The sequence below is a fragment of the Lysinibacillus sp. genome (genome assembly GCF_032093475.1).
Classification (GTDB): Bacteria; Bacillota; Bacilli; order Bacillales_A; family Planococcaceae; genus Lysinibacillus; species Lysinibacillus irui.
Genome location: NZ_DAMDAY010000128.1, coordinates 3,440 through 13,059, shown reverse-complemented (window position 1 = coordinate 13,059; position 9,620 = coordinate 3,440). Strand labels below are relative to the sequence as shown.

General features: G+C 36.0%; 11 protein-coding genes. 5 read left to right on the top strand and 6 right to left on the bottom strand.

What is annotated here, in order from left to right:
- Together RT445_RS20075 and RT445_RS20070 are read right to left on the bottom strand one after the other, a co-directional pair.
- Nucleotides 1-510, bottom strand: a 510-nt coding sequence (locus RT445_RS20075) for a transporter substrate-binding domain-containing protein (RefSeq protein ID WP_313471404.1), incomplete at its 3' end; no start/stop codon positions are given.
- A gap of 35 nt (nucleotides 511-545) precedes the next feature.
- Complete coding sequence (locus RT445_RS20070) at nucleotides 546-1,712, bottom strand: acyl-CoA dehydrogenase family protein (protein WP_313471402.1); 1,167 nt, start codon at nucleotides 1,710-1,712, stop codon at nucleotides 546-548.
- Nucleotides 1,713-2,150: 438 nt separating this feature from the next.
- Between RT445_RS20070 and RT445_RS20065 the strand changes: the two genes are divergently transcribed.
- Nucleotides 2,151-2,897, top strand: coding sequence for a hypothetical protein (locus RT445_RS20065; protein ID WP_313471401.1), 747 nt, complete (start codon nucleotides 2,151-2,153; stop codon nucleotides 2,895-2,897).
- An 83-nt stretch (nucleotides 2,898-2,980) separates the two neighbouring features.
- Here the strand turns inward: RT445_RS20065 and RT445_RS20060 are convergent, their stop codons facing one another.
- The gene (locus RT445_RS20060; protein ID WP_313471400.1) at nucleotides 2,981-3,361 is read right to left on the bottom strand and encodes a VOC family protein; all 381 of its coding nucleotides are present in this window, start codon (nucleotides 3,359-3,361) and stop codon (nucleotides 2,981-2,983) included.
- 226 nt (nucleotides 3,362-3,587) lie between these two features.
- On the opposite strand from RT445_RS20060, the gene RT445_RS20055 reads away from it, so the two are divergent.
- Nucleotides 3,588-5,537 (top strand): methyl-accepting chemotaxis protein, encoded by a 1,950-nt coding sequence (locus tag RT445_RS20055; protein ID WP_313471399.1) that lies wholly within the window; start codon nucleotides 3,588-3,590, stop codon nucleotides 5,535-5,537.
- 60 nt (nucleotides 5,538-5,597) lie between these two features.
- Here the strand turns inward: RT445_RS20055 and RT445_RS20050 are convergent, their stop codons facing one another.
- Nucleotides 5,598-6,017: a VOC family protein gene (locus RT445_RS20050; protein WP_274795022.1), complete on the bottom strand. Its 420-nt coding sequence runs from the start codon at nucleotides 6,015-6,017 to the stop codon at nucleotides 5,598-5,600.
- A 235-nt stretch (nucleotides 6,018-6,252) separates the two neighbouring features.
- Between RT445_RS20050 and guaC the strand changes: the two genes are divergently transcribed.
- On the top strand, nucleotides 6,253-7,236 hold the full coding sequence (gene guaC / locus RT445_RS20045; protein WP_274795023.1) for a GMP reductase: 984 nt from the start codon (nucleotides 6,253-6,255) through the stop codon (nucleotides 7,234-7,236).
- Nucleotides 7,237-7,386: 150 nt separating this feature from the next.
- Nucleotides 7,387-7,698 (top strand): hypothetical protein, encoded by a 312-nt coding sequence (locus RT445_RS20040; RefSeq protein WP_312506384.1) that lies wholly within the window; start codon nucleotides 7,387-7,389, stop codon nucleotides 7,696-7,698.
- A 48-nt stretch (nucleotides 7,699-7,746) separates the two neighbouring features.
- Here RT445_RS20040 and RT445_RS20035 read toward each other — a convergent pair whose 3' ends face one another.
- The gene (locus RT445_RS20035) at nucleotides 7,747-7,971 is read right to left on the bottom strand and encodes a hypothetical protein (protein ID WP_004233486.1); all 225 of its coding nucleotides are present in this window, start codon (nucleotides 7,969-7,971) and stop codon (nucleotides 7,747-7,749) included.
- Nucleotides 7,972-8,205: 234 nt separating this feature from the next.
- Between RT445_RS20035 and psiE the strand changes: the two genes are divergently transcribed.
- On the top strand, nucleotides 8,206-8,661 hold the full coding sequence (psiE, locus tag RT445_RS20030) for a phosphate-starvation-inducible protein PsiE (protein WP_274795025.1): 456 nt from the start codon (nucleotides 8,206-8,208) through the stop codon (nucleotides 8,659-8,661).
- Between the two features lie 17 nt (nucleotides 8,662-8,678).
- On the opposite strand, the gene RT445_RS20025 is transcribed toward psiE, so the two are convergent.
- Nucleotides 8,679-9,620 (bottom strand): GNAT family N-acetyltransferase (locus RT445_RS20025; RefSeq protein WP_313471398.1); only part of this gene is annotated, 942 nt, incomplete at its 5' end.

The following is a 9,620-nucleotide window of genomic DNA, read 5'->3' as shown; positions in this document are numbered from 1 at the left end:
GTATTCATCAATAATTGTATATTGAGCGTTATTAGCAGCAATCGGTGCTAACGAATAGCCCTTTTTCGCAAAATCAGCTAATGTTTTCACACCTTCATCCTCTTTACGTAAAACTAGACCTGCACTACTTAACCCTAAAAACTCCTTCGGGAAAATAAATTTCTCTGTTCGCTCTTGCGTAAAGAAGGCATTTTTCACCCCTACTTGATATTTCCCTTGCTCTACACCAATCAATAAATCATCACTCGTTGTGCCTACATATTCGAATTGATAGTCCGGCAATAATTCATCTACTAATTTCATTACTTCTACATCATAACCTGTAGGATTCCCATTATCGTCAATATAACTAATCGGCTTTGATGCTTGATCATAGGCAACCTTAACCGTACGAACCTTATCACCATCGCCTGAATCCTTTTCAGCTGATTCTCCAGAATTACAAGCTGTTAAAAGTGCTATAGAAGCCAAACCAACCGCAGCAAGTTGAAAAATTTTATTTTTCTTCATATGTCATTTCTCCTTATTCCTCATGTAAATTTTCATTAACTTTCAGATAGCTTCTTTTGTTCGATTGCAGCAGTCGCTAATTTAATAATCGTCATATCATCCATTGGCGGATTATGAAGTCCTGCACGAACGTTGCGATAGTAGCGTTGTAATGGATTTGTCAGCTGTAAGCTTTTTGCTCCAACTACTCGCATTGCCTTATCCACTATTTCAATAGCCAGATTTGTAACTGTATGTTTAGCCACAGCCATTTCATTTGTGATAAGTCCGCGTCTAGCTGGATCATCGTAGGCTTCAGCCACCCCATACAGGACAAAGCGTGCTTGATGGAGCTTTAATTCAATATCTCCTAAAAGCTGTTGTACATTTGGTAACGTACTAATCGGAGCATTCAAGCTATTGGGCTGATGATGATTAGCAAAATGAATGGCATAATCACGGGCAGCTTGTGCAATACCTAAATAGGTAGCTGGAATATGGAGTATCCAGCCGTTTATCTTACCGCTACTAGGATGACTTGGTAACTCAACTAAATGCTCCTTTGCTACAACGACATCTTTTAACACAAGATCATGGCTACTTGTGCCTCGCATTGCAGACATTTCCCAATTTTCTTCAATGGATAACCCTTTCGAATCTTTATGAATGAGGAAAAACCCAATTTGTTGCTTTTCTTCAATCCAAGCTGAAGTTAGAAAATAATCGAGTACTGGAGATGCAGTCGTAAAGATCTTGCGTCCATTTAATAGCCAGCCATCTTTTGTAGAAACAGCGGTTGTTCCAGGTCGACCACCACGCGTTGGACTTCCCGTTGCTGCCTCACTAACAGCTCTATTAATGATGGCACCTCCCTTTATTTCTTCAGCAAACGCTGTTAATAAATTCTCAGTCCATAACTTCGTTTCATATATTTCACCGACAACGCCTAATGTCCACCCAAGGGATAGAGATGCGTTTTCGTCATAGCTTGCTAACGTTTCTTGCACAAGCACCATATCATAGACTGATAGACCTTCTCCGCCATATTGCTTCGGTAAAGTAAGCTGCGGGTAGCCCATTTGCAAAAGTAATCGATACGCCTCGAAAGGGAAACGAGATTGTTCATCCACCTCAACAGCCTTGGACTTGATCGGCTCTGCAATAGCTGCGAGTTGCTCTAACCAAAATCGTTGTCGCTCTGTTTTTACAAATAAATTTTTCAAGTATATCTCCTTCTTCCCACAATATATCAATTACACCTCGGCATATTTGTATCTAGATTTTTTTGGGGCTTGCTCGAAAAGCTCCCCTTCAAATCCGATACTTCCGAAGGGTTTACTTGATTGAGCACCCAGTGAAATGAATCATCTTCCTCTCTAGAGGAGGAGTATTCCGTTCAATTAATATAAATCATATAAATTTACTAAGAATTATTAGTGAAAAAAAATCTCTGCCTACTTATTGTAGGGAGATGCTATTAGGTACTGAATTTTCAGATTCGTTGACACTTATAATACTTTTCACATTTAAAAATGTCAATGGGTAATATACAAGTTTTTTTGTTAGTTTAATATGAATTAAAATGATTCAACTTTACCCTTTTATTTATGCACCAAGCTTTGTTTACAACATATGCTAAGACTAATGAAAGAGGTGTATACATGACGAACAACTTCACTTCGCCACAAAATGGTGGCACCTTATCCTATTTCGCTCCACAAGTAATTCAAACTAAGTTTGGTGATATTAATGGTGATGGCTTTTTTGAAACCATTTTTTTAATGGGCACTAAACAGCCTGATAGTCCCTTATGGAAAGATATAACACTCGCTATTTTTTATGGTCAAACAAGACAAATGGAACAAATTCCACTGAAACAAAATATAGGCTATAACCCAACCCTTTTCTTAGGCGATTTTACTGGTAATCATATTGAGGATATTTTTGTAATCTCCGATACAGGAGGTAGTGGAGGTATAATTAATGGCGAGATATTTGCCTCGATCAACAACCAAATACTTTCTATTTTTGATGCAGAGTCTTTCAATAACAAACTAAAATATAGTGTCCGTTATGTTGATCACTACAAGGCTGTTGTTCAAAGTTCGAATCCTGCTAAACGATACACCATCGATTTACAGTATAAGGGTACAGACTACTTAGCAGAAATCTATAATCCAGATGGCACTTTAAAGCAACCAATTGAAGGCTGGGTAGATCCTTTTAGTGGACTATATCCCGTTGATTATGATCGAGATGGGACATATGAAATTTTAGGATATCAAGAAATTGCCGGTAGATATCATGCTGACGGATTAGGTTATGTAGAAAATATTTTAAAATGGAATGGTCGTGAATTTATAATAGACCGACAAACAGTATCTATTTTTGGAGAGGATTTATCATAGAGACTATCTCTATTAAATAAGATAAAAAGTAAATCTGCTCGTTTTAATGCAATAATCTAACAAAAACGAGCAGATATTGGTATTTATACTTGTTTTTCAACTAAAGCAAAATAGTTATTTTCAGGGTCTGCAAAATTAAAAACTCTACCCATTGGCATCATTACTAGATCCCCTACCTTAATGCCCTTTGCTTGAAAGTCTTGGTACATTTCTTCAATTTTATCGGCGTAAAACATAATGGAAGGTGTTCCTAAATTTAGTTCTGGCTGCATTTTAGCGATAATTTCTTTATTGTGCAATACAAAGGATGTTTGAGCTTCCTTCGTTGGGGCAATTTCTATCCAGCGCATCCCAGCTTCTTCCTGTTGAGCAACGACAACAAATCCTACTTTTTCAGTCCAAAACTTTACCGCTACATCTTGATCATTAACATAGAGCATTACCTGTCCAATTTGATGAATCATGATATTCCTCCCTCCTCTTTTGAGATTAGTATACATCAATCTTGACCTTTATATAGCTTCTAACAATATTTAATTTTGAGAAATTTCGAATAATTGATAGTCATATATATTACTCACAAATAATTAATCTAAAGTACTTAACTTTTCTTTTTTTTCTGATAGAATGAGAATTATTTACCTTCTAGGGAAAAGTATAGAACAAAAAAATTATGTGAGGATAATACAAGTGAAACAACTAAGTTTAAGAAAAAAGCTTATTTTCTCGTTTTTAGCAATGCTTCTCATCCCAACACTGTTAATTGGAATTGTTTCCTACCAAAGTGCTGAAAAGCAGATTTCAGAAGAACAACAAGCAAGTGCAACTGAAAGTGTACGTATTCTTAATACCAACATTACGAACATGATTAAACCAAAATTAGAGGATGTACAATATTTTTCAAAGAAATTTAATAAATCCTTCTTTCAAGATGAAAATGTTCCAAAACTTAAATCATTACTAAATGAATACGTTAATATGCACCCTGAAGTAGAATTGATTTATATTGGTACTTCTGATGGCAAACTATTGGACGAGCCTGCTCAAGACTATCCTGATGGCTTTGATCCACGTACACGGCCTTGGTATACACAGGCTTTAGATAGTAATGGCGGGGTTTCTATTACAGCTCCATATGTAACCCAATCTACAGGTGACATCGTTATTACAATCACTCAAGCATTACCAGATGGCTCTGGCGTATTAGGACTAGATTTAAATATTTCGACACTAAGTGACATAACGAATAATATTCGCATTGGAGAGACTGGCTTTGCTTCCCTTTTAGATAACAATAAAATTTATATTGCCCAGCCAGATAAAGAAAGTGGTACCGAGGCAGCAGAAAGCTATATTACAAAAATTTATGAACAAGAAAGCGGATCTATTGTTGAAAAGGACCGTCATATGCAGTTTATGACCAATGAACTAACTGGTTGGAAGGTAATTGGTACAATGTTTACTGCAGAGGCTGCAAAGGCTGCTACCTCCACATTGAAGATTAACTTAATCATTATTGTAGTTTCAATTTTAGTTGGCGTTTTGTTTATGCTCTTCATGATTAAATCGGTTGTCAACCCGATTAATAAACTTAAACAAAGTGCCTTAAAAATTAGTGATGGTGATTTAACAGAGTTTATTGACATTCATTCTAAAGATGAAATAGGACAACTCGGTGAAGCATTTGTCTCGATGAAAGTTAGCCTAAAAAAGCTAATTCGTAATGTTGACCAAAGCTCACAACAGGTTCAAAATTCTGCCCAAAGTCTTTCTGCAAATGCTGAGCAAAATATTGCAGCATCGGAACAGGTAACAGAAGCTATGCAACAGGTTGCTATGAGTACTGAGAAGCAAACAACCAGCATTGACCAAAACGCTATTTCAGTTGAGGAAATTGCTAAAGGGGTTGTCGAAGTTGCTGATAGCGCACTCCAAGTTTCAGACCTATCCAGTCAAGCCATTCAACTAGCTGAAGAAGGAGGCCAATCTGTCGAACAAACTGTACAACAAATGAATTATATTCATGAATCTGTTACACAATCGGATAGAATGATTAAAACTCTTTATGACCGCACTAAAGAAATCGGTTCAATTTTAGAAATGATCAGTGCTATTTCTGACCAAACCAATTTACTAGCTCTAAATGCTGCTATTGAAGCAGCACGAGCAGGAGAACACGGCAAAGGCTTTGCAGTCGTGGCAGATGAAGTTCGAAAATTAGCAGAGCAATCCCATCAATCAGCGGAACAAATTTCTGCGCTTATTACAGGTATTCAACAGGATACGGCTAAATCTGTTCAAACAATGATGAAAGCTTCCTCAGATGTCCAAGAAGGTCTACAGTTATCCAAGGATACAAAAAAGAAATTTACAAGTATCGTTGAAAGTCTTCGAGAGATGGCACCGAAAATGGAGGATATTTCTGCATCAGCACAGGAGATGTCTGCGGTGGTGGAAGAAGTGTCAGCAACAGCGATTGAACTGTCAGACCATGCAAAACTTAATGCTGCTGCCTCTGAAGAAGTGGCAGCATCAACGGAGCAAACATTATCTTCCATGCAGGAGATTGCTTCTTCAGCTAAAACGTTACTCGATATGGCTGATGAATTACAGGGCTATGTAAATCGTTTTAATTACTAATGAAACAGCACGATGATCGTTGGGTAAAACCCAGGATCATCGTGCTTTTAATTGCGCTATTTATTCATTTACCTCATGGCTAAATTGCCATTCAACGCCGAATTTATCAGTAAGCGAGCCGTAACATTTACTCCAAAAAGTTTCTTGTAACTCCATTGTCACTTTTCCACCATCTTTAAGCTTGTCAAACGCTTTTCGCATTTGTTCTTCATCATCGGAAACAATCGCTAGCGTGACATTATTCCCAACTGAGAACGGTGAGCCCGGAAATGTATCTGAGAACATAATTCTACTACCAAATACAGAAAGTCTTGTATGCATAACAAGATCCTTCGCTTCCTCTGGTAAGGGATAATCAGGATTTTGGGGTGAATCTCCAAACGTCATAATTTCAGCCTTGTCCGTATTAAAAACATCTTCATAAAACGTAACAGCTTCTCGACAATTCCCATTAAAAATTAAATATACCTCTACTGCCATTTCCAACACTCCCTTGTCATTTTTTGAAACAATTCTATTGTACATGGATTACAAATCAGAACACAAATTATAAATGAAAAATTCATTTACCCAAAAATTTTACTACATTTAATTTTAAATTTTTTATTTATTTTCACAAAAGCTTTGACATTTACTCAAAAATCATGTAAATTACCAAATGGCGAACAATTTAAATTAAATCTTTAAAAATATTCGTATTTTAGGAGTGTATATAATGGATAACGTATTTGACTATGAGGATATTCAACTAATTCCCGCAAAATGTATTGTAGAAAGTCGTTCAGAATGTGATACTTCTGTTACTTTAGGAGGACATACTTTTAAACTTCCTGTAGTACCTGCAAATATGCAAACAATTATCGACGAAAGTCTTGCTAAGAAGCTAGCTGAAAACGGTTACTTTTATATCATGCATCGCTTCCAACCAGAAAAACGTAAAAACTTCATTCAAGAAATGCAAGGTGATGGCTTAATCGCTTCCATAAGCGTTGGTGTAAAAGAAGAAGAGTATACTTTTATTGAAGAATTAGCAGCTGCCCAATTAGTACCTGATTTTATTACAATTGATATTGCACATGGTCATTCAAATGCTGTTATTCGTATGATTCAACATATTAAGAAACACCTACCAAGCAGCTTCGTCATTGCTGGTAACGTTGGAACACCTGAGGCAGTACGCGAACTCGAAAATGCTGGAGCAGACGCAACGAAAGTAGGAATTGGACCAGGGAAAGTTTGTATTACTAAAATCAAAACAGGCTTTGGTACAGGGGGCTGGCAATTAGCTGCATTACGTTGGTGTGCAAAGGCTGCTACTAAGCCAATTATTGCTGACGGTGGTATTCGTACACACGGAGATATCGCTAAATCTGTACGCTTCGGTGCTTCAATGGTGATGATTGGTTCACTATTTGCTGGTCATGAAGAATCACCAGGTGAAACAATCGAAATCGATGGTAAAACAGTGAAAGAATACTTTGGCTCTGCTTCTGAATTCCAAAAAGGCGAACGTAAAAATGTCGAAGGTAAGAAAATGTATGTTGAGCATAAAGGAAGCATCAAAGATACTTTAATTGAAATGCAACAAGACTTACAATCATCTATTTCCTATGCTGGTGGTACAAAACTAGAAGCTATTCGAAATGTTGATTATGTGATCGTGAAGAACTCTATCTTCAACGGTGATAAAGTATACTAATAAATCGTAACCCCAATTAAGAGCAAACATCTTAATTGGGGTTTTTTATGAACCTTACCTCTTTTATAATTCTTTATAAACTTATATCCGTTATCAGAATTTTCTATTATATAACTATATTGAAGTGATACCGCTAATTCAGATGCAAAGATGATACACACGCTGCAACTTTCACAAAGTCAGGCGATGTCATTTAGTGAAGTAAAGGGGGCTTTTACTTTCCTCGCAGACTTCATCCGCGACATTTCGGAGCATCTTGTCTCACTCGATAAGGGGTTGAACGAAATAGCTGATAATCGGATTATTGTGATGAAAGCTATTAAAATAGCCAGTGTAGCTACCGAGCAAATTAATGCTTCTATTGACGAACAGAAGTCAGCAGTAACCTCTATCATGAACTCCTCTATGGAACTTCATACAGAGGCCGAGCGTATGCATGACTTAGTAGAACGCTTTACATGAATTTATAAAAAAGAATGCTACGCATAGTCCGTAGCATTCTTTTTATTATTATAGTTTGTTAATAACAGCGTGGATTGTTTCCTTAAGTTCTGCATCATGATCAGCAAGATCTACAAGGTTACCTAGACGCTCACGTAATACAGGACGCTCAATTACTAACTTTTCATCAAGTACTTGTACTAGTAGTTCAATAATTAGACGGTCACGAACATTTAACGCTTCTTCTAAACGTTCTGGTGTAATTTTCGCATCAGTTTTTGCAGCTTTTGCCATTTTAAAAACCCCTTTTAAATTTTATATTCATGCACATCTATTTTAGCATACCACTAAATTATTTTGAAAACTTTCTTTCATGAAAATATACCAAAACTTTACAAAACCAAATAGAAACATTAATGATAAATTGTTATATTCATATCATAATGTATCAAAGCATAGCCATATAATGATGTGTTGCTCCCTCATTATTTAGAAATGTTTAATAAGGAATTCGATTGGAGGAATTACATGAATCAAAAAAACTCAACTTACTTACAGCTCATTAAAGCTGTGCCTAAATCTCTCCAGCTATTTCTCAATGTCTGCCTTGTATTACTAGCTCTCATACTTTCATTTTTACTTTTTAAGGAGCTAATTGAATTTCTAAAAATTTTATTATTTGCCAAGGAAGGCGGCGATTATAAACAATTCCTTGCCAATATTCTTATTTTCTTTTTATATTTTGAGTTCATCACAATGATTATTAAATATTTTAAAGAGGATTATCATTTCCCGCTTCGCTATTTTATATATATAGGTATCACAGCGATGATTCGTTTAATTATTGTAGAGCACGATCATCCTTTGAACACGTTAATTTATTCTTTAATTATTCTAATATTAATAATAAGTTACTTTATTATTAATATCACACCACTTGAAAGACCCTCGAGATCATCTCTTTTTATAGAAAAAGAACATTAATAAACCGTGAGAGTCTTTTAAAATGCCGATAAACATGTTGGCTTTTCAATGACGAAGAAAAAATGCTGCAATACCTGTAAATAGTGCTCATCGCTAACCGTTATTTGACTAAGCATAAAGAGCTCTTGGACTGTTACGACACCCATTATCAATGAAGAAAGCTCTGCTACATCAATGCTTACTTCAACATCATAGCTACCACTTTCTAAAATGTTAATGGTACCATTAACGGCTTCAATAATGAGCTGTTGGCTATTCTCAACGAGTAAGGAATCCATAACGATCAATTTAAGTGTCAGGGTGACACCGTTAAAATTACGCGTCTTAAGCTCATCAAAAAAACCCTTCACATTAATAATACGATACATTAGTCCAACTCCTGACATGGCACTTGCATGATAGACACTTGGAATTAATTGATTTGTACCATTCCTAACATCCCCTAGAAAGAAATGAACATTTTCTTCTTGGGTATTCCATTCAATCCTATTTACCTGGTCTGCCTGGCTGTTTAAGAATGTACTAAGCTCTAATAAAGCTTGTGGAGTCTCATAGATGAACTCTTTAATAACCAAATTGTTCAGCATAAAATTATCGTCACTTTGCTTTTTAAACGAAAAGACTATATAGCCCTGTACAGTACCTTGCTGTTCCATCGCAATCACATAATTTTCAATGTTTTTAAAAATAAAGGATACCTCAGATGTTGTTTTAAGAAACATCCCATGCTTTTTAGCTGCAACCCTGTTATAGCAATCTATTAGCTGTTGCTGATCTTCAATGGTTAAATATTTTAGGTGCTTTTTCGTAGGCCCCTTAGGAAAGCTTAATGGCTCTACTAAGTATTGATAGATTTTTGGTCCATACCCAAAGCCCATTTTCTTATAAAAATCCGGTCTAAATGGATACAGTGCCACGAAGTGAATATTCTTCTCAAGAAAAATACTAAAAAAATGCTC